General features: G+C 65.2%; 17 protein-coding genes, 1 tRNA gene and 1 riboswitch. Of the genes, 11 read left to right on the top strand and 7 right to left on the bottom strand.

What is annotated here, in order from left to right:
* The gene (gene ispH / locus ASE79_RS02840; protein WP_056411534.1) at positions 1-957 is read right to left on the bottom strand and encodes a 4-hydroxy-3-methylbut-2-enyl diphosphate reductase; all 957 of its coding nucleotides are present in this window, start codon (positions 955-957) and stop codon (positions 1-3) included.
* A 122-nt stretch (positions 958-1,079) separates the two neighbouring features.
* Between ispH and ASE79_RS02835 the strand changes: the two genes are divergently transcribed.
* From ASE79_RS02835 to ASE79_RS02810, 6 genes are all read left to right on the top strand, one after another.
* Positions 1,080-1,733, top strand: coding sequence for a hypothetical protein (locus ASE79_RS02835; RefSeq protein ID WP_234422683.1), 654 nt, complete (start codon positions 1,080-1,082; stop codon positions 1,731-1,733).
* Between the two features lie 242 nt (positions 1,734-1,975).
* Positions 1,976-2,094, top strand: a riboswitch (glycine riboswitch).
* A 152-nt stretch (positions 2,095-2,246) separates the two neighbouring features.
* On the top strand, positions 2,247-3,494 hold the full coding sequence (gcvT, locus tag ASE79_RS02830; protein WP_082445023.1) for a glycine cleavage system aminomethyltransferase GcvT: 1,248 nt from the start codon (positions 2,247-2,249) through the stop codon (positions 3,492-3,494).
* A gap of 1 nt (position 3,495) precedes the next feature.
* On the top strand, positions 3,496-3,867 hold the full coding sequence (gene gcvH, locus ASE79_RS02825; RefSeq protein WP_055872811.1) for a glycine cleavage system protein GcvH: 372 nt from the start codon (positions 3,496-3,498) through the stop codon (positions 3,865-3,867).
* A gap of 135 nt (positions 3,868-4,002) precedes the next feature.
* Positions 4,003-5,373, top strand: coding sequence for an aminomethyl-transferring glycine dehydrogenase subunit GcvPA (gene gcvPA, locus ASE79_RS02820; RefSeq protein WP_056411532.1), 1,371 nt, complete (start codon positions 4,003-4,005; stop codon positions 5,371-5,373).
* On the top strand, positions 5,370-7,031 hold the full coding sequence (gene gcvPB / locus ASE79_RS02815; RefSeq protein ID WP_056411531.1) for an aminomethyl-transferring glycine dehydrogenase subunit GcvPB: 1,662 nt from the start codon (positions 5,370-5,372) through the stop codon (positions 7,029-7,031). Before gcvPA ends, gcvPB begins: the two co-directional genes overlap by 4 nt.
* A gap of 117 nt (positions 7,032-7,148) precedes the next feature.
* Positions 7,149-7,667, top strand: a complete 519-nt coding sequence (locus ASE79_RS02810) for a CcdC protein domain-containing protein (protein WP_056411528.1) — start codon at positions 7,149-7,151, stop codon at positions 7,665-7,667.
* Between the two features lie 31 nt (positions 7,668-7,698).
* Here the strand turns inward: ASE79_RS02810 and ASE79_RS02805 are convergent, their stop codons facing one another.
* Complete coding sequence (locus ASE79_RS02805; RefSeq protein WP_056411526.1) at positions 7,699-8,592, bottom strand: DMT family transporter; 894 nt, start codon at positions 8,590-8,592, stop codon at positions 7,699-7,701.
* A gap of 401 nt (positions 8,593-8,993) precedes the next feature.
* On the opposite strand from ASE79_RS02805, the gene cas5 reads away from it, so the two are divergent.
* Entirely contained in the window at positions 8,994-9,578 is a 585-nt protein-coding gene (cas5, locus tag ASE79_RS02800) for a CRISPR-associated protein Cas5 (protein ID WP_056411524.1), read from the top strand.
* 64 nt (positions 9,579-9,642) lie between these two features.
* Positions 9,643-11,178 (top strand): aminoacyl--tRNA ligase-related protein, encoded by a 1,536-nt coding sequence (locus ASE79_RS02795; protein WP_056411521.1) that lies wholly within the window; start codon positions 9,643-9,645, stop codon positions 11,176-11,178.
* 127 nt (positions 11,179-11,305) lie between these two features.
* Here the strand turns inward: ASE79_RS02795 and ASE79_RS02790 are convergent, their stop codons facing one another.
* Positions 11,306-12,376, bottom strand: coding sequence for a PA0069 family radical SAM protein (locus tag ASE79_RS02790; RefSeq protein ID WP_056411519.1), 1,071 nt, complete (start codon positions 12,374-12,376; stop codon positions 11,306-11,308).
* Between the two features lie 174 nt (positions 12,377-12,550).
* Between ASE79_RS02790 and ASE79_RS20150 the strand changes: the two genes are divergently transcribed.
* Positions 12,551-12,748 carry a hypothetical protein gene (locus ASE79_RS20150; protein WP_082445022.1) on the top strand — a complete coding sequence of 66 codons (198 nt, stop codon included), beginning with the start codon at positions 12,551-12,553 and terminating at the stop codon, positions 12,746-12,748.
* A gap of 35 nt (positions 12,749-12,783) precedes the next feature.
* Here ASE79_RS20150 and ASE79_RS02785 read toward each other — a convergent pair whose 3' ends face one another.
* The 3 genes from ASE79_RS02785 to ASE79_RS02775 form a co-directional block, all read right to left on the bottom strand.
* Complete coding sequence (locus tag ASE79_RS02785; RefSeq protein WP_056411517.1) at positions 12,784-14,178, bottom strand: carboxylesterase/lipase family protein; 1,395 nt, start codon at positions 14,176-14,178, stop codon at positions 12,784-12,786.
* Between the two features lie 117 nt (positions 14,179-14,295).
* Positions 14,296-14,676 (bottom strand): hypothetical protein, encoded by a 381-nt coding sequence (locus tag ASE79_RS02780; protein ID WP_235516724.1) that lies wholly within the window; start codon positions 14,674-14,676, stop codon positions 14,296-14,298.
* Between the two features lie 297 nt (positions 14,677-14,973).
* Positions 14,974-15,399, bottom strand: coding sequence for an organic hydroperoxide resistance protein (locus ASE79_RS02775; RefSeq protein ID WP_056411515.1), 426 nt, complete (start codon positions 15,397-15,399; stop codon positions 14,974-14,976).
* A gap of 120 nt (positions 15,400-15,519) precedes the next feature.
* Between ASE79_RS02775 and ASE79_RS02770 the strand changes: the two genes are divergently transcribed.
* Positions 15,520-15,981, top strand: a complete 462-nt coding sequence (locus tag ASE79_RS02770) for a MarR family winged helix-turn-helix transcriptional regulator (protein ID WP_056411512.1) — start codon at positions 15,520-15,522, stop codon at positions 15,979-15,981.
* 161 nt (positions 15,982-16,142) lie between these two features.
* On the opposite strand, the gene ASE79_RS02765 is transcribed toward ASE79_RS02770, so the two are convergent.
* Positions 16,143-16,218 (bottom strand) — tRNA-Ala (locus tag ASE79_RS02765).
* A gap of 236 nt (positions 16,219-16,454) precedes the next feature.
* Between ASE79_RS02765 and ASE79_RS02760 the strand changes: the two genes are divergently transcribed.
* Positions 16,455-17,648 carry a DUF2171 domain-containing protein gene (locus ASE79_RS02760; protein WP_056411510.1) on the top strand — a complete coding sequence of 398 codons (1,194 nt, stop codon included), beginning with the start codon at positions 16,455-16,457 and terminating at the stop codon, positions 17,646-17,648.
* Positions 17,649-17,789: the final 141 nt, after the last annotated feature.

The following is a 17,789-nucleotide window of genomic DNA, read 5'->3' as shown; positions in this document are numbered from 1 at the left end:
CTAGGCGGCCGCCTCCAGCCCGCGCGGCAGCTTGAACGCGATCGTCTCGCGGTTCGTCTCGACTTCGCGCTCGGTGACCGTGAAGCGCTCGGACAACCGATCGACCAGTTCGCGCACCAGCAGCTCGGGGGCCGACGCGCCCGCCGTGATGCCCAGCGTGCCGACGCCCACCAGAAAATTCCAGTCAAGTTCGCTCGCGCGCTGGATCAGCATCGCAGGCGTCCCCTCGCGCTCGGCGACCTCGACGAGGCGGACCGAGTTGGACGAGTTGGGCGCGCCGATCACCAGCACCGCGTCGACGCTGTGCGCGATCGCCTTCACCGCGGTCTGGCGGTTCGACGTCGCGTAGCAGATGTCCTCGCCGCGCGGCGGGAGCATCTGCGGAAAGCGGCGCTGCAACGTCGCCACGACGGCAGCGGTATCGTCCACCGACAGAGTCGTCTGCGTCAGGAAGGCGAGGTTGGCCGGATCGGCGGGGGCGAACACCTCGGCATCGTCGACCGTCTCGATCAGCGACATCGCGCCTTCCGGAACCTGCCCGAACGTGCCAATCACCTCGGGATGCCCGGCATGGCCGATGAACACGATATGCCGTCCCTGCGCCACCAGCCGCTCGGCCTGGCGGTGGACCTTCGAGACCAGCGGGCAGGTCGCGTCGAGATATTCGAGACCGCGATTCTGCGCATCCAGCGGCACCGACTTGGGCACGCCGTGCGCGGAGAACACGACCGGCGCGCCATCGGGCACCTCGTCGAGTTCCTCGACGAAGATCGCGCCCTGTGCCTTCAGCGTGTCGACGACGAACTTGTTGTGGACGATCTCGTGGCGGACATAGACCGGCGCGCCATGCTTCTCGATCGCCAGTTCGACGATCCGGATGGCGCGGTCGACCCCCGCGCAAAAGCCTCGGGGTGCTGCGATCAACAGTTCGAGCGGCGGCTTGTCGTTTGGGCTCATGATGCGCCAGCCTCTACGCGATTGCTTGCCTGGACGATAGCCGGTTCCTATGGTGCGCCGCGACAGGGGCCGCTTGCGACACGCGGTGGCCCTTTCGCTCGTTCGAGAAGGTAAGCGTCGCCGTGAAAGCCCCTATCCCAGCCGTATCGGCCATTGCTGTAATTCTCGGCGCCACCCTGCTCGGCGGATGCGCCGGCAAGGGCGAAGTCGATGCAACCGGCGGCATCTCCGCGGTGCGTTCGGTCTGCCCGCCTGTCGCGATTCCTGCGGCGACCGGCGACATCACGCTGTTCGATCCGGCCGGCAGCCGCGAACAGTCGGCGATCGACGTCGCCGCGCTGATGACCAATGTGCGCTCGACCTGCGCCGACGCGACTGACCAGGTCGTCACCAGCGTCACCTTCGACATCCGCGCGCGTCGCAATCGTACCGAGGGCGCGCGCGACGTGACGCTCCCTTACTTCATTACCGTCGTCCGTGGCGGCAGCGCCGTCGTCGCCAAGCGCATCGGCCGCGTCGCGCTTCACTTCGATGCAGGGCAGGCGCTGGCATCCGCGTCTGCGACGGCGTCGGCCACGGTTGCGCGTTCGGCCGCAACGCTGCCCGATGACGTCCGCGAGAAGCTGACGCGCAAGCGCAAGGCGGGCGATCAGGACGCAGCCGTCGATCCGCTGAGCACTCCCGAAGTCCGGCAGGCCGTGTTGCGCGCAAGCTTCGAGGCGCTGGTCGGCTTCCAGCTCACCGACGACCAGCTCAAGTACAACGCCACGCGCTGATGCGGTGCTAGACGGTGATACGTCCTGTTCACCGTCATCCCCGCGAAGGCGGGGATCCATATCCTCAGCCGTTGGCGATACGCATTGACGGCAGCCAGTCTGGATTCCCGCCTTCGCGGGAATGACGGTTGCAGTGTTAGCTTTGCTTTGATCCGGTTTATCTTCGCAGCACGCGAAACCCCCGATTGACTAAGATTGTGCGGCGCGTCAGAGCTTGGCGCGTCGATGTCGGGCAACCGGCATGGCACCGCGCGGGAGAGCGTTTCCTGGTCCTTCAAGGACTGGCCTTTGAAAGGGCAGGGGACCGCCGAAGGAGCAACCACCCCGGAATCTCTCAGGCACCAGAGACCGCGCGGGGCTGATCGACACTCTGGAAAGCGTCCTGGCGTTCGCGCCGAGGGCCACCGAAGGGGTAAGCCGCCAATCAGGCGGTGAAAGCTCTCAGGTTCCGTGACAGAGGGGGTTGGATCGCAGCACCACAGGGTGCCGCGCGCCCCTTCGACGGAGACCGACATGAGCGACGCCGACATTCGAGATTATGCCAGCATCATCGACGAGGCCGACGATTACGTCGAGCCCGAGGTCCTGCCGTTGCCGCTCGACGCGTGGCACCGCGCACAGGGCGCGCGGATGGTCGAGTTCGCCGGCTATCAGATGCCGATCCAGTATGACGGCATCATGGCCGAGCACGCGTGGACGCGCGACTCGGCCGGCCTGTTCGACGTCAGCCATATGGGCCAGCTCGTCTTCTCGGGCGAAGGCGTCGCCCACTCGCTCGAAACCGTGCTGCCGGGCGACATCGCAGGGCTCGGCGAAGGCAAGATGCGCTATTCGCTGCTGCTCGCGCAGGATGGCGGCATCCTCGACGACCTGATGGCGACGCGCCTGCCCGACGATCAGCCGTCGCCCTTCTCCGCGCAGGACGTCGAGCCCGAGGCGTACGACCCGCTCCACCCGTCGCCGACCGCGAGCGGCAGCTTCTACGTCGTCGTCAACGGCGCGACCAAGTACGACGATGTCAGCTATCTGATCGAGCATCTGCCCGACGACGTCACGATCAACATCCTCGAGGACCAGGCGCTGCTCGCGGTGCAGGGCCCCAAGGCGGTCGACGCGGTCGCGCGGATCGTTCCCGGCATCGACAGCCTCGTGTTCATGACCGCGGGCGCGTTCCACTGGAAAGACGTACCGCTCTGGATCAGCCGATCGGGCTATACCGGCGAGGACGGCGTCGAGATCTCTATCCCCGCCGACCACGCCGTCGCCTTTGCCGACGCGCTGCTCGCGCTGCCCGAGATCAAGCCGATCGGCCTCGGCGCGCGCGATTCGCTGCGTCTCGAAGCGGGCCTGCCGCTCTACGGCCACGACCTCGATCCCGAGATCACGCCGGTGATGGCAGACCTCGGGTTCACGCTGTCCAAGCGCCGCCGCGAAGCCGCCGACTTCCCCGGTGCCGAGCGTATCCTCACCCAGCGCGAGCATGGCCCCGCCACCAAGCGAGTCGGCCTGATCGTCGAGGGCCGCCAGCCCGCGCGCGAAGGGTCCGAGGTGATCGACCATACCGGCGCGACGATCGGCCGTCTTACCAGCGGCGGGTTCGCGCCGACGCTCGGGAAGCCGATCGCGATGGCCTATGTGCCGCTCGCGCTGGCGACCCCCGGCACCCGCATCGAGATCGCACAGCGCGGCAAGGTCCATACCGCCACCGTCACCGCGATGCCCTTCATTCCCCACCGCTACGTCCGCGCAGGAGCCAAGTGATATGAGCCGTTTCTTCACGCAAGATCATGAATGGGTCGATGTCGACGGCGATGTCGGCACCGTCGGCATTTCCGAATATGCGCAGAGCCAGCTCGGCGACGTCGTGTTCGTCGAGGTTCCCGAGGCCGGCAAGCAGCTGACCAAGGGCGCCGATGCCGCGGTCGTCGAATCGGTCAAGGCGGCCTCGGACGTCTATTCGCCGGTGTCGGGCACCGTCATCGAGGGCAATGCCGCGCTCGCCGACGATTCGAGCCTGGTGAATTCGGACGCCGAAGCCGCGGGCTGGTTCTTCAAGCTGACGCTCAGCGATCCGAGCGAGCTCGACAGCCTGATGGACGAAGCTGCGTACGCGGCCTTCGTCGAAGGGCTTTAAGTCCTAGAACCCCCTCCCGCATGCGGGAGGGGGCAGGGGGTGGGCACGCGCTCACCTCCAGACGTTCCGCCCGCGATAGCCCGGGCGCCCACCCCCCAACCCCCTCCCGCTTGCGGGAGGGGGGGAGTGCCGACAATGCGCTACCTTCCCCTGACCCAGCCCGACCGCGAGGCGATGCTCGCCGTTATCGGCGCCGCAACGATCGATGATCTCTTCGTCGACGTCCCCGAGGCCGCCCGCCTCGACGGTCCCGTCCGCGACCTGCCGATGCACGCCTCCGAGATGGCGGTCGAACGCCACATGTCGGCGCTCGCCAAGAAGAACCTCACCGCGGGTGAAGCCCCGTTCTTCCTCGGCTGCGGCGCGTACAAGCATCACGTCCCCGCGTCGGTCGATCACCTGATCCAGCGCGGCGAGTTCCTGACCGCCTACACGCCCTATCAGCCCGAGATCGCGCAGGGCACGCTGCAGATGCTGTTCGAGTTCCAGACGCAGGTCGCGCGGCTGCTCGGCACCGACGTCGCCAACGCGTCGATGTACGACGGCTCGACCGCGTGCTGGGAAGCGATCGTGATGGCGCGGCGTATCACCAAGCGCGGCAAGGCGATCCTGTCGGCGGGGCTGCACCCGCATTACGTGTCGGTGTCGAACACGATGGCCAAGTTCACCGGCGACGTGCTCGACACGACCGACCCGCGGCTGGTGCCCGAGATGGACCTCGACCGGCTGATCGCGAAGATCGATGACGATACGTCGTGCGTGGTCGTCCAGTATCCCGACATCCTCGGCCGCATCGCCGATCTGCGTCCGCTCGCGGATGCGTGCCATGCCAAGAAGGCATTGCTGATCGCGGTCGTCACCGAGCCGGTCGCGCTCGGCGCGATCACCTCGCCCGGCGAGATGGACGCGGACATCGTCGTAGGCGAGGGGCAGTCGCTCGGCGTCGGCCTCCAGTTCGGCGGGCCCTATGTTGGCCTGTTCGGGTGCAAGGACAAATATGTCCGCCAGATGCCCGGCCGGCTGTGCGGCGAAACCGTCGATGCCGATGGCCGCCGCGGGTTCGTGCTGACGCTGTCGACGCGCGAGCAGCATATCCGTCGCGAAAAGGCGACGTCGAACATCTGCACCAATTCGGGGCTCTGTGCGCTGGCCTTCTCGATCCACATGACGCTGCTGGGTGAGGCGGGCTTGCGCCAGCTCGCCGCGGTGAACCATGCGGGTGCCGTGGCCGCGGCCGACCGCCTGTCGCAGATCCCCGGCGTCGAACTGATCAACGACAGCTTCTTCAACGAATTCACGCTGAAGCTGCCGGTCGAGGCGCGCCCCGTCGTCCGTACGCTTGCCGATCGCGGCATCCTCGCGGGCGTCTCGCTCGGGCGGCTCTATCCCGGCAAGGACGATCTCGCGAACGGCCTCGTCGTCGCGGTGACCGAAACGACCACCGCGGAGGACGTCGAAACGCTTGCCACCGCACTATCCACCGTACTTGGGGAGATACTGGCATGAGCATCAACCAGAGCGGCTGGCGCCCGACCGCGCCCGAGCAGGGCAAGGGCAACGTCCCCGCCAGCGTCACCGGCAACAAGGCGCTGATGCTCGAGGAAGCGCTGATCTTCGAGATCGGCGATACGCACACGACCGGCGTCGATTTCGCGTCTCCCTCTCCCCTCCGGGGAGAGGGCCGGGGTGAGGGGCAGCCCCAAGCGGCGTCTTCCGGGACAGCCCCTCACCCAACCCTCTCCCCGGAGGGGAGAGGGCTATCGCGTCTCGGCAGCCTCGCTCGCGCCAACCCGATCGGCCTCCCCGGTCTTTCGGAGCCGGAAACCGTCCGCCATTACACGCGCCTGTCGCGCCAGAATTACGGCATCGATCTCGGCTTCTTCCCGCTCGGCTCGTGCACGATGAAGCACAACCCGCGCCTCAACGAGAAGATGGCGCGGTTGCCCGGTTTTTCCGACGTCCACCCGCTCCAACCGGTCGACACGGTGCAGGGTGCGCTCGAGGTCATCCACCAACTCGCACACTGGCTCGTCACGCTCACCGGCATGACCTCGGTCGCGATGAGCCCGAAGGCTGGCGCGCATGGCGAGTTGTGCGGCGTCCTCGCGATCCGCGCCGCGCTCGAAGCCAAGGGTGAGGGGCATCGCAAGATCATCCTCGTCCCCGAGAGCGCGCACGGCACCAACCCCGCGACCGCCGCGTTCGCCGGCTATAGCGTCGAGGATATCCCCGCCACCGCCGAAGGCCGCGTCGACACCGCCGCGCTGAAGGCGCGCCTCGGCCCCGACGTCGCCGGCGTGATGATCACCAACCCCAACACCTGCGGTCTGTTCGAGCGCGACATGCGCGAGATTTCGGACGCGGTGCATGCGGCGGGCGGCTTCGTCTATTGCGACGGCGCGAACTTCAACGCGATCGTGGGGCGCGTCCGCCCGGGCGATCTCGGTATCGACGCGATGCACATCAACCTGCACAAGACCTTCTCGACCCCGCATGGCGGCGGCGGTCCGGGTTCGGGTCCGGTGGTGTTCTCGGCGGCGCTCACGCCCTACGCCCCACTCCCGTTCGTCGAAAAGCAGGATGGCCAATTCGTCCTCGTCGAGGAAGAAACCGCGGGCGAGCATCACGCGGGCAGCTTCGGCCGCATGGTCGCGTTCCACGGCCAGATGGGCATGTTCACGCGCGCGCTGACCTATATCCTCAGCCACGGCGCCGATGGCCTGCGCCAAGTGTCGGAGGATGCGGTGCTCAACGCGAACTACATCCTGCGCAGTCTCGACGACACGCTCGACGCGCCGTTCGGCCCGTCGGGTCCGTGCATGCACGAAGCGCTGTTCTCGGACTCGGGTCTTGCCGAGGGCTTCTCGACGATCGACGTCGCCAAGGGGCTGATCGACGAGGGCTTCCACCCGATGACGATGTACTTCCCGCTCGTCGTTCACGGTGCGATGCTGGTCGAGCCGACCGAGACCGAGTCGAAGGCGGCGCTGGACCAGTTCATCGCCGCGCTCCGCTCGGTCGCCGAGCGCGCCAAGGCGGGCGATCTGAGCCTCAAGACCGCGCCGCGTTTCGCCCCCCGCGCGCGCCTCGACGAGACGCTCGCGGCACGCAAGCCGGTGCTGGTCTGGAAGGACCCCGCGCCGCTCGCGCAGGCGGCCGAGTAACGCTCTCCTCCGGTCATCCTGGCGACTGTCAGGATGACCGGACCAAGCATGCCCCCTTTACTCCCGCTGTATTGCGTCCATACTACACTGTATGGGGTAACGTTGCAGGGGGAAGCGATGCAGGCGAACGAGGCACAGGGCTGGATCAGCTACGCGATCACGGCCGTCATTATCGGGATCGTCTTTGCGGTTCGCTGGCGTCGCATGAGCGTGGTCAAGCCGCTTAAGCTCGAACGCCTCTGGGTCTTCCCGGCGCTTTATGCTGCGGTCGCACTCTACATGGTCGTGATGTACCCGCCGCAGGGACTTGCCTGGCTCTTCTGCGCGTTGGCGCTCGTGATGGGCGCAGCACTTGGCTGGCAGCGCGGGAAGATGATGCGGATCACGATCGATCCCGACAGCCACGCGCTCAACACGACGTCGTCGCCTGCCGCGGTGCTGTTCATCGTCGCGATCGTCGCGCTCCGCACCGGCGCGCGGGCGGTGATCGGTGACGGCCACGCGCTGCACCTCGATCCGTTCGCGATCACCGACATGCTGGTCGCGCTCGCGCTCGGCCTGTTCACGACGCAACGCATCGAGATGTACCTGCGCGCCAAACGGCTATTGGACACCGCCCGCGCTCGCCAGACCTGAGCGATCCTCCCCCGCCAGGGGGCGTTCGCCCTCACGCTATCGCGCGATCCGTCTCTTCCCGCCGGCGGACATGCTCGCGCCAGACGATATACAGCCCGCTCGCGACGATGACCGGCGCACCGAACCACGTCGCCTTTGCGGGCAGCGTGTCGAACACGAGCCAGCCGAGCAATGTCGCCCATAACAGGCTCGAATAATCCATCGGCACCACCACCGACACCGGCCCGAGCCGCAACGACGTCGTCATCGCGATCTGCGCGAGGCCGCCGAAGATCCCGACACTCGCGAGACACGCCCAGGTCACCAGATCATGCGACTGCGCTGCCCGCGCGTAAATCACCGACAACGGCACCAGCGACAGCGCGGAGAACCAGAACACCGTCGTCAGCGCGCTTTCGGTCTTGCCGATCTGGCGCAACAGGATCGACACGCTCGCCGTCCCGAACGCGCCCGCCAGCGCACAGCCCGCACCCCACAGGGGAAAGTGATCGCCCCCCGGCTGCGCAACGATCAAGACACCCGCAAACCCGGTCGCCACCGCAGCCCAGCGATGCCACCCGGTCGGCTCGCGCAACACCAGCGCGCCTAGGATCGTCGCGAATACCGGTACAGTGAACCCGATCGTGGTCGCCTCCGCGAGCGGCAGCGCGACGATCCCGTTGAACGTGAACGCCATCGCCGACAGCCCGACGACCGCACGGACGACATGCGCCGGCAATCGCTTGGTCGCGATCGACGGCAGACCGGGGCCGGCCAGGATCACGCCCGATACCAGCAGACACGCGCCGAACTGCCGAAAGAACAGAATCTCCGACACGCTCGCGCCGTGCCGCTCGGCCAACTTGATCGCGCTATTCATCAGCGCGAAGATCACGACCGACAGCAACCGCATGCCGATGGCGGGAAGGATGCGGTCTGAGGGCATGAGCGCGTCCTAGCCATACATCTTGGCTACGTCATTCCGCTTTCCGCGCTGATGATCTCGTCAGCCGCAGCCGGTCCCGTCTGCAGGATCGGCAATGGCAGCGCTGCGGTCGCGGGCTCTGCATGGGGGCGGCGGAACGGTGGAGCGCGGGTCCCGACGTTCCACTGCAACTGTGATCGCGGTCCAGTTGGCGTCTTTCAGAACGCATGTCGCCGTGATTTTCGTCTTCATGAGGCTAGCCCTCCTAAAAATCGCTGACAATGCCAGCGGCTCGCGAACGATAGGAGCTGGTATAGCAAGCGTCGGGAAAAGCGGATCCGTTTCGGCGACACTTTCTCTTGCCCGAAAATTGAAAATAAAGAAAACATAAGACGAACAAAAAAGACACAAGGCGAGAATCTGTGGGTTTCAAAGTGCTGATCCGCGGCGACCGCGCGTGTTTCCGGCGTCCGGAATTCAATGTCGATCTCGTAAGTTACGACGCGATCCCACCGGGCTCCGCGCGGACACTCTTCGAAGCCATTCACGGGCCGCCGTCCATTCGCTGGACGATCGAGCAGATCGCGATATTGCATCCGATCCAGCGGCATTGGACGACCGTCGACCACCGCGGGATGGGGCCTCGTCGCGCGAACATCCTGGTCGACGTCAACTATATGGTGACCGCCAGCTTCTCTCTGACGTCGGTTGCGGATCGTTCTGACACGGCAGCCGCGCATGCAGGATCGTTCCGGCGGCGGGTCGTGCAGGGGCGGTACCATCATCCGCCCTTTCTTGGCCTGACCGAATTCCCCGCCGCGATCACTTTGCTGGAAAAGGACGATATCCCGCCTGCGAGCCACTACGCATCGGAATCGATCGATTTCGGCTGGATGGTCTACGATACGCGCAACGGGAAGGATCATGGATTGCGGTTTTTCAGGGCGTCCGCGGTCGCCGGTACGATCGTCGTGCCGCCAATCGATTCTAATGAATTCGCACGCTGATCCCAATTTGGCCTGCACTGTAGATGGGGTGACGAACCAATCCACACCCGCTATCCGCGACGCTATGATAAAGCGCGCACTCCCCGTCACCCGCGAGGCGGATTTCTCCGCCTGGTACCAGGCCGTCATTTCGGAAGCCGACCTCGCCGAGGAATCGGGCGTCCGCGGCTGCATGGTCATCCGCCCCTGGGGCTATGGCATCTGGGAGCGAATCCAGCGTCTACTCGACGATCGGATCAAGGCGACCGGCCACGAGAATTGCTATTTCCCGCTCTTCATCCCGCTCTCGTACTTCGAGAAGGAGGCCGAGCATGTCGACGGGTTCGCCAAGGAAATGGCGGTCGTCACGCATCACCGGCTGAAGGCCGACGGCTATGGCCGGCTCGTCCCCGATCCCGACGCCAAGCTCGAGGAGCCGCTGGTCGTGCGCCCCACGTCCGAGATGGTCATCGGCGCCGCGTTCGCGCGCTGGGTCCAGTCGTGGCGCGACCTGCCGGTGCTGATCAACCAATGGGCCAACGTCGTCCGCTGGGAAATGCGCACCCGCATGTTTCTGCGCACCAGCGAGTTCCTCTGGCAGGAGGGACATACCGCCCACGCCACCCCGCAAGAGGCGCGCGACGAGACGCTCAAGATGCTCGAGGTCTATCGCGACTTCGCCGAGGAGTGCCTCGGCCTCCACGTCATCGCAGGCGAGAAGCCCGAGAACGAGCGTTTCCCCGGCGCCGTCGCGACCTATTCGATCGAGGCGATGATGCAGGACGGCAAGGCCTTGCAAGCCGGCACCTCGCACTTCCTCGGCACCAACTTCGCGCATGCACAGAACATCCGCTTCCAGAATGCGGGCGGCGAGTTCGAGCTGTGCAACACGACGAGCTGGGGCGTGTCGACGCGGATGATCGGCGGCGTCATCATGGTCCACGGCGACGACGACGGCCTGCGCGTGCCGCCGATGATCGCGCCGTGGCAGGTGGTGATCGTGCCGATGCTGCGCGACGTGCCCGAGGACGCGGCGATCATCGACTATTGCAAGGGGCTCCAGGCCGAACTGGCGAAGCAGTCCGCGCTTGGCGAGCCGGTCCGTGCGCTGCTCGACCTCAAACCCGCCAAGGCCGCGACAAAGCGCTGGGGCTGGGTCAAGAAGGGCGCGCCGATCATTATCGAGGTCGGCGGGCGAGACGTCGCTGGCGGCAATGTCTCGGTCATTCGCCGCGATCGTCTGTATCGAGAGAACGGCAAGCTCGACAGCAACGCGGTTGCGCGGGCCGATTTCGTTGGCGAGGTGTCGGGCATGCTGCACGACGTGCAGGCGACGCTCCATGTCGAATCGATGAACCGTCTCAAGGCCAATATCGTCCCGGTCGACGATTTCGCCGCGCTCGAATCGCACTTCGCGGACGGCATCAAGAACCCCGGCTGGGTTGACGTTCGCTGGTCCAAGCCCACCGGTCCTGCGCTGGAGACGGTCGTCACCCGCCTGAAGGCGCTCAAGCTCACGATCCGCAACTCGCCGATGGGCCAGACCGGCTGCGATAACGGCGCGTGCATCTTCACCGGCGAGCCTGCGGTTGAGCGCATCCTGATCGGCCGCGCCTACTGATCGATCGCCATTCCGGGCTGGCGTATCGCGATTGACTCCGGGCTATCCTCATCCTCCCCTGGCGGGGGAGGATGGTTGATCGGTACTCGCACCGTCGGGCGGTCGTCAGCCCGTCATGCCCGCGCCCTTAGAACAGTTCCCCCTGCGGCCCCCTCGGTGCGCGGAACAGGTCGCTCCGCAGTGCGATGCGCTCCTGGTTCAGGCCATGTTTAGCGCAGGCGATCCGAAACCGCGTCGCCAGCAGGTCTGCCCAAGGTCCTTGTCCCTTCATCCGCGTGAAGAAGTTCGGGTCGTTGTCCTTGCCGCCGCGCAACGACGCGATCGTCGTCATCACCTTCCCCGCGCGATCGGGAAAATGCTCGTCGAGCCACGCGCGGAACAACGGGGCCACTTCGTGCGGGAGGCGCACGGGGATGAAGAACGCCCGGGTCGCGCCCGCTTTGGCAGCGCGCGCGATGAGAGTTTCGATCTCGTGATCGGTGATCGCCGGGATCACGGGTGAGATCGAGACATAGACCGGCACCCCCGCATCGGCGAGTTTGCGCACCGCCGCCAGTCGCCGCTCGGGATGCGGCGCACGCGGTTCGACTGTCGACGCGATCTTCGGATCGAGAGAGGTGATCGACATCGCCACCGCCGCTAGCCGCTTCGCCGCCATCGGTGCCAGCAGGTCCAGGTCGCGCACGACACGGTCGGATTTGGTCGTGATCGTCAGCGGATGATCGGTCTCCGCCAGCACCTCGATGATGCCGCGCGTGATCCGCCAGTCGCTCTCGATCGGCTGATAGGGATCGGTGTTCGTCCCCAGCGCCATCGGCGCGGCGACATAGCCGGGCTTGCCGAGCTCCGCGCGCAACAGGGTGGCGGCGGACGGCTTGGCGAACAGCCTGCTTTCGAAATCGAGCCCCGGCGAGAGGTCATGAAACGCATGGCTCGGGCGCGCGAAACAATAGATGCAGCCGTGTTCGCAGCCGCGATACGGGTTGACCGAGCGATCGAACGGGACGTCAGGCGAGGCGTTGCGGCTAATGATCGTCCTCGGAGTTTCGACTGTCACCGTCGTTCGAAGCTTCGGTGCGATCCCGTCGATCCCCTCGCGCATGTCGAGCCAGTCGCCGTCCAGCTCGGTCTGCGGCAGGTTGAAACGCCGGCTCTCGTCGTTTCGTGTTGCGCCGCGAACTGGTCGACCCGTCGTCATCGCTCGACGATACGCCAGGATTGCGAACAAAGATAGAACGAAACGGTGGGGCGCACACCCGGGCAGAACTGAAAACTTGATCTAGGTTTATTAAACTTGGCAGCCATTATAAAGACTTGCGTGCCGGACGAATGAGCGCTCGCGGCCTGTCGGGATATCGCTTAGGGCGACGGGATGACGGGACAAATTACCACGGTGGAGCGAGCATTCGAACTGGCACGGTCGGGCGAATGCGAGTCGGTCAATGCGCTGCGTCAGCGGTTGCGGCGAGAGGGCTATGACGCAGTGCATCTTCATCTGCACGGCGCGTCGATCAACAAGCAGCTCGTCGACCTGATCCATGCGGCTCGCGGCGGGTCCGCCCTCGCATAGGACAGCCCCGCCGCGCAGCATGGAGGGGGTGGGCTCTAACGCTTGTCCTCGACCAGTGCCGCGCCACCGCTCGAGTCGAGCTCGAGCATTTTCGGCGTGCGCGCACTTGTTGCCGGCCAATGTGGCAGGCCCGCCCCGTTTGGATCGCCACGCTTCACGAAATTGACCAGATAGGTGCTCGCGGTCCGTCCCGCCGCCCGGTCGGCCGTGCTGGTCTTCGCGCCATATTTGATCGCGGCGGTATCGAAGAAGAACGGAATGTCGGATGCATGCGATGCACCGGCGGTCTTGTCGGTCCGTGCCGATGACGCGACATATGAGAACCGGTAATAATAGGTCGGCACGCCTTTCGCGGCGAGCAAAGCCGCGGTGTCGCGCGCGCCCTCGATCATATAGCCTTGCGGACCGCCGATATCGTCGCTGGTCGCGCCGATCATCACCGGAACCCTGGCAAAGTTTCCCGCTTCAAACGCCGCGACCGGATCGACCGCGATGCGGCCGTCGACGACGGGCTTGCTGTAGGTTTGCGGTCCCGAGCCGGGGGTGAACATCGCCGCCAGGTTCAGCCCGTCGGTCACTTGATCTGCCGAAAGCCGCCGAAGCTTTGCGAGCGCCTGCGGATCGTCGGGCGCGATCCCCTTCGACTGCGCGAACGCAACGCCGACCGCCTCGGCAGACTCGATCGTGCTGGCAGGCCCGGCCCCGGGGCCGCCTGACATCACGACCGCTTTATTGAACGTCCCGCGGGCCATCGGTGACGTCAGCAGCGTATGGACCGACATGCCGCCCGCGCTTTCTCCGATGATGGTCACATTCGCAGGATCACCACCGAATGCGGCGATATTATGCTGCACCCATTTCAGCGCCGCGAGCTGATCCATATAGCCGTAATTGCCGAGCAACCCCCGATCCGGGTTCTGGTGACTCAATTGCGGGTGCGCGAACGTGCCGAACCGGCCTAGGCGGTAGTTGAAGCTGACGACCATGATACCCGACTTGGCGAGCGCGCTGCCCGAATAGGTCGGCGGCGATGACCCGCCATTGACGAAGCCGCCACCGTAGATCCACACCATCACCGGCAATTTGGACGAGGCACCGGCGGGCTTCCACACATTGGCATAGAGGCAATCCTCGGCCGGCGGCGTGCCGAGCGGCGCGGCATCGCTCGGGAAAGGCTTTTGCATGCAATCATTGGTGTAGCGACTCGCGTCGCGTTCGCCTGACCAGCGAGCGACGGGCTGGGGCGCACGCCAGCGAAGCGGCCCGACGGGCGGCGCGGCGAACGGGATACCCTTGAACGCGATGACGCCGTCGGTAGCGCGCCCGCGTAGCTTGCCGCTGTCGAGTGTGACGTGCGTCTCGACCGACGTTGTTTGCGCGAGCGCCGAACTGGCCAGCAGTGTCGCCACAATGGCTGAGGTCAAACGCATGGCAATATCCTTGAAGCTGATCGGGACAACCGGGTCAGCCTAAGGGTGCGTCCGCCACGATACCAGACGATCCGGTATGGAAAATAGTGGGGCCGGCCGTCCGGCCGGCCCCAGGAATCAGGCCTTCTTGCGCGCGCGCTTCGGGCTTGCAGCGGCTTCAATGTCTTCCTCTTCGTCCGGCGTATCTTCGCCGGCTTCGGTCAGCGCCTGTCCAAGCGCTTTCAGCTTCTCCTGCGACGAATCGGCCTTCTCGGCGATCTTCGTCGTCGCGGTGCCCAGTCGGTGCAGAAGCGCATGGACGCGGTCCGCGTCGGGCGTGTCCTTCTCGAGCTGCTTGCGCAGCGATCCGAGGTCGCGCAAAATACCCTTGGCGCCCGAAACGTCGCTATCGGCCAGCGCTGCTTCCCAATCCTCGACCATGTCGGCGCCTTTGGTCGGCTTGGTCGCATCCAGTCCGCGATTGATCGCGTTCATCGTTCCGGCGAATTTAACAGCCATGTCATTCTCTCCACGAAGCCTGTGTTGGCGATCGTGAACGCGGATGTATCGCTGTAATGTCCGGCCCGATCGGACTACTTTATTGCTCTCGCTCAAGATAAACGCAGAAACCGCGCAAGCCGTATCCTAGGTTGCTTTTCAGGACCGCCCGCAGCGCTGCTGGCGGGGACTGTCGCACACCGGGAAGCGTACGCAGTCTGCAACACGATGGCTCGCCGGGAGGGATTCCCGGCCGGAAAACGGTGCAGCACACAGCACGGAAGCGCCATGTCCTGCACCGACATCGTGTCGAAGGCCTCAGGCGAGCGTCAGGCCCACGTCGACATTGCCGCGCGTGGCGTTCGAATAGGGGCAGATCTGGTGGGCCGCATCGACGAGCTTCTGCGCCTCGTCACGCTCGAGGCCCGGCAGCGATACCGTCAGATCCGTCGTGATGCCAAAGCCACCCTCCGAGCGCGGGCCGATGCCGACCTTGGCCGTGACCGCGACGTCTGCAGGCAGCTTCATCTTCAACTGCTGGCCGGCGACCTTCAGCGCACCGATGAAGCACGCGGAATAGCCCGCCGCGAACAACTGTTCGGGATTGCTGCCATCGCCGCCTGCGCCGCCCAGTTCCTTTGGCGTCGACAGGGCAACGTCGAACCGGCCGTCCTGCGACCGCGCGTGACCGTCACGGCCTCCGGTTGCGGTGGCTTCAGTGGTGTATTTTACGTCGATCGACATTCCGGGTCTCCAATTGCTTATCGCGATAATCATTTAGCCGCGGCCGACGGCACTGTCCAGTATCATTTTGCGCGATAATCATTTGCGTGGTAGGCAGCTGGCCTAGAAGGAGCCTGTCTCGTGTCCGTCCCACTCCCACTCGACGACCAGCTTTGCTTTTCGCTCTACGCGGCGACGATCGCGATCAACCGCGCGTACAAGCCAGTTCTCGACGGGCTTGGCATCACCTATCCGCAGTTTCTGGTCCTGCAGACGCTCAACGAGGCGGAGGATGGTCGTTCGATCGGCGCGATTGCCGAACGGCTCGCGCTCGAGCCGAGCACCATCACGCCGCTGGCAAAACGCCTCGAGGCCGCAGGACTTGTCACACGGATCCGCAACCCGGCCGACGAACGCGAGGTCCGGGTTCGCCTGACCGATGCGGGAAGGGCATGCTGGGCCGAGACGGGGTGCCTCGGCCCGCTGATCGTCGAGCGATCGGGAATGACGCCGGACCGGCTCGCATCGCTGAATGCCGAGGTGGCGGCGCTTCGTCAGGCGCTCGCACTCAAGCCCGGAGATCTGCCAAGCATCACGGAGTGACGGCAATGTGGGTCTGGCGTGTGTAGCAAACCGGCCTGATTCACACCGCGCCGATAGATTATCAGTGCTGGAGACTCTGAGGCGGTAATAGGCTGGCGACACTAAAGATGCTGCGTCACTAGCGGCTCATCTCAGACCAAACTGTGTCGGTCACCGTCGCGTGGTGGAGCCGAGGGGAATCGAACCCCTGACCTCTGCAGTGCGATTGCAGCGCTCTCCCATCTGAGCTACGGCCCCGCGCGGTTGGCCACAGGCCATGATCGCGCCTTAACGGGTCGATTTGGGGGATGCAACCGGGTTGTGAGACCGGGTCCGCCTGATCTGTAGCACGTCGTCGCAACGCAGCTTCGTGTCACCGTCAAGTTGCCGCAAACACAGGAACTATCAAAGGCATCGGCGTTTGTAGACGGTGGAGTGCACGGCGTCGCATTCGATGACACCGGCAGCCGCAGGACAGCAATTAGGAGGTTCCTATGGTCTACGAACGCAATACCCGAGATCGCCAGTCGGGCGACTATTATGGTCGGCCGAACTCGCAGGATTACGGCCGCGATTTCCGGTCTGATGGTGGCGATTACGGTCGATCCAGTGCGCGCGACTATGCAGCAGCCGGTGAATATGATCGCGACGGCAACCGCGGGCGTGACGACCAAGGCAATCGTGGCCGCTATGGCAGCGAGCAGCGCGACGAGGGCGGTCGCGACTATTATGGCGGCCATAATGATCGCCAGCAGCCGACCGGCGGTGACCGCTATGGCCAACCGCAGTCGGGCCAGTCGCGCTACGGACAGCAGGCCTATGGCCAGCGTGGCCAAGGCCCGCGCGATACCGAATATCATGGCAGCTATGCATCGGACGGTCATCGCTTCCAGGACGTCGGCCGTAACCGCCACGCGGACGACGACAATCGTCGCAGCGAGCCCCGCGGCGACGATCGCGGCTATGGCCGCCAGCCGCAGGGTTACGACTATGACGATCGCGGCTTTATCGCGCGTGCGGGCGACGAAGTGCGTTCGTGGTTCGGCGACGACGAAGCGGAGCGCCGTCGCGAGGCCGATGCACGCTATGACGAGCGGTCCTATGGCAATCCGGGCGATCGATCGTCCGGCAGTCGGTCGTCGAGCACGCACGACGATCATTACCACAATTGGCGCAGCACGCAGATCGCCGCGCTCGACCGCGACTATGACGAGTATCGCAACGAGAACCGCACGAAGTTCGAGAATGAATTTTCGTCGTGGCGCACCGAGCGTCAGGGCCAGCGCAGTTCGCTGTCGCTGGTCACCGAGCATATGGAAGTCGTCGGTTCCGACGGCAGCCATGTCGGCACCGTCGACAAGGTGAAGGGCGATCGCATCCTCCTGACCAAGAACGACCGCGATGCGGGCGGCGTGCATCACTCGATCCCGTCGCGTTGGATCAAGACCGTCGACGGCAAGGTGAACCTGTCGAAGTCGGCGGACGAAGCCAAGGCGGCGTGGAAAGAGGAAGAGCGCAACTCGGCGATGTTCGAGTATGGCGACCGCACCGGCGGCGACAAGAAGGACGCCAGTGCAACCGGTTACGCGTCGACCACGCAGGCCGGCGGCACCACCACGACGGGTGCTGCATCGACCACCGGCACGACGTCGGACACGCTCGGTAAGTCGGGTTCGGGCACGTACTGATCCTGTGATTGCATCGGCCGGTGTCGCCTGACGCCGGCCGGCAACGAGCCCGGGCGGAAACGTCCGGGCTTTTTTGCGGGTTGCGCGGCACATGCGTTTCGCCATACCCATAATACGAATATTCAAGACAGGAGCAAAGCT

The organism is Sphingomonas sp. Leaf28 (assembly GCF_001421685.1).
Classification (GTDB): Bacteria; Pseudomonadota; Alphaproteobacteria; order Sphingomonadales; family Sphingomonadaceae; genus Sphingomonas; species Sphingomonas aurantiaca.
This window is presented reverse-complemented; position numbering and strand designations above follow the sequence as displayed.

What these genes read in the sequence shown, in the direction of transcription:
- ispH (WP_056411534.1), bottom strand. Translation starts at nt 957, where the DNA reads ATGAGCCCAAACGACAAGCCGCCGCTCGAACTGTTGATCGCAGCACCC.
- gcvT (WP_082445023.1), top strand. Translation starts at nt 2,247, where the DNA reads ATGAGCGACGCCGACATTCGAGATTATGCCAGCATCATCGACGAGGCC.
- gcvH (WP_055872811.1), top strand. Translation starts at nt 3,496, where the DNA reads ATGAGCCGTTTCTTCACGCAAGATCATGAATGGGTCGATGTCGACGGC.
- gcvPA (WP_056411532.1), top strand. Translation starts at nt 4,003, where the DNA reads ATGCGCTACCTTCCCCTGACCCAGCCCGACCGCGAGGCGATGCTCGCC.
- gcvPB (WP_056411531.1), top strand. Translation starts at nt 5,370, where the DNA reads ATGAGCATCAACCAGAGCGGCTGGCGCCCGACCGCGCCCGAGCAGGGC.
- ASE79_RS02810 (WP_056411528.1), top strand. Translation starts at nt 7,149, where the DNA reads ATGCAGGCGAACGAGGCACAGGGCTGGATCAGCTACGCGATCACGGCC.
- ASE79_RS02805 (WP_056411526.1), bottom strand. Translation starts at nt 8,592, where the DNA reads ATGCCCTCAGACCGCATCCTTCCCGCCATCGGCATGCGGTTGCTGTCG.
- ASE79_RS02795 (WP_056411521.1), top strand. Translation starts at nt 9,643, where the DNA reads ATGATAAAGCGCGCACTCCCCGTCACCCGCGAGGCGGATTTCTCCGCC.
- ASE79_RS02790 (WP_056411519.1), bottom strand. Translation starts at nt 12,376, where the DNA reads ATGACGACGGGTCGACCAGTTCGCGGCGCAACACGAAACGACGAGAGC.
- ASE79_RS20150 (WP_082445022.1), top strand. Translation starts at nt 12,551, where the DNA reads ATGACGGGACAAATTACCACGGTGGAGCGAGCATTCGAACTGGCACGG.
- ASE79_RS02785 (WP_056411517.1), bottom strand. Translation starts at nt 14,178, where the DNA reads ATGCGTTTGACCTCAGCCATTGTGGCGACACTGCTGGCCAGTTCGGCG.
- ASE79_RS02780 (WP_235516724.1), bottom strand. Translation starts at nt 14,676, where the DNA reads ATGGCTGTTAAATTCGCCGGAACGATGAACGCGATCAATCGCGGACTG.
- ASE79_RS02775 (WP_056411515.1), bottom strand. Translation starts at nt 15,399, where the DNA reads ATGTCGATCGACGTAAAATACACCACTGAAGCCACCGCAACCGGAGGC.
- ASE79_RS02760 (WP_056411510.1), top strand. Translation starts at nt 16,455, where the DNA reads ATGGTCTACGAACGCAATACCCGAGATCGCCAGTCGGGCGACTATTAT.